Annotated in this window: 1 protein-coding gene; it reads right to left on the minus strand. The window is 60.6% G+C overall.

Annotated elements, in window-relative coordinates; translation table 11 throughout:
• Window positions 1-604: sulfotransferase domain-containing protein (locus VB775_RS10250; RefSeq protein ID WP_323216775.1), on the minus strand; the 604-nt coding region annotated here is incomplete at its 3' end.
• Window positions 605-726: the final 122 nt, after the last annotated feature.

Raw genomic sequence — 726 nt, forward strand, 5'->3', positions numbered from 1 at the left:
TGCGGATCCGCTCGGCAGAGACATTCTGTTCCGCCAGATCCTCGATCCATTGCACCGGCCCGGCATGTCCGATGTGCGCCGCAATCCGGGCGAGCTCGGCCTCCGGTTGCAGCTTCAGGCGTTCCAGCGAGGTCAGCAGAATGCTCTCCACCCCGAAAGCCTCGACAAAGGGGGTGATCTGTCGGCCATAGAGACCGTAATCGATAAGCTCGGGAAGGCGGTCAATGGCGAGATCAAGCGGGTCGCTGGTCCAGTTTTCGCTCACCGCGTGGATATAGTGCGAGATGAGCCGAGAGAGCGGATTGCGGATCATGTACACCAGGCGAGGCTGAATTCCCGCCGCCTTGATCCTCGCCACCGTATCGGGATAGCGTGGAAGCTTGGTGTAATGGGTGCTCGCCTCGCCCAATATATCGCCGGAGGAAGCGTTTTCGAAAAGCGCGGCGTACCAGCCCGGGCCCTTGCGATAGACATCGTCGTCCGAGAAGAAATTCGGTTCCTTCGGCGTTGTCATGAAGATGCCCGGCTGCGCACCCAGCTGCGCGGCGAGCGTGGTCGTCCCGCATTTCATCGCGCCAATGATCATGAAGTGAGGAGCGGTCATCCGAGCTTTTTCCAGTCTTGATTGAGAGGCGATGCGGACCCGGTCCAGATATCGCGCCATTCACGCTCATGCGATTTGGGGACCGGCTTGCCGACAAGCGCGCGTGACCAGGCGATGGCTCG

Origin of the sequence: Pseudanabaena sp. CCNP1317, assembly GCF_034931345.1 — a bacterium.
GTDB classification, from domain to species: Bacteria; Cyanobacteriota; Cyanobacteriia; order Pseudanabaenales; family Pseudanabaenaceae; genus Pseudanabaena; species Pseudanabaena galeata.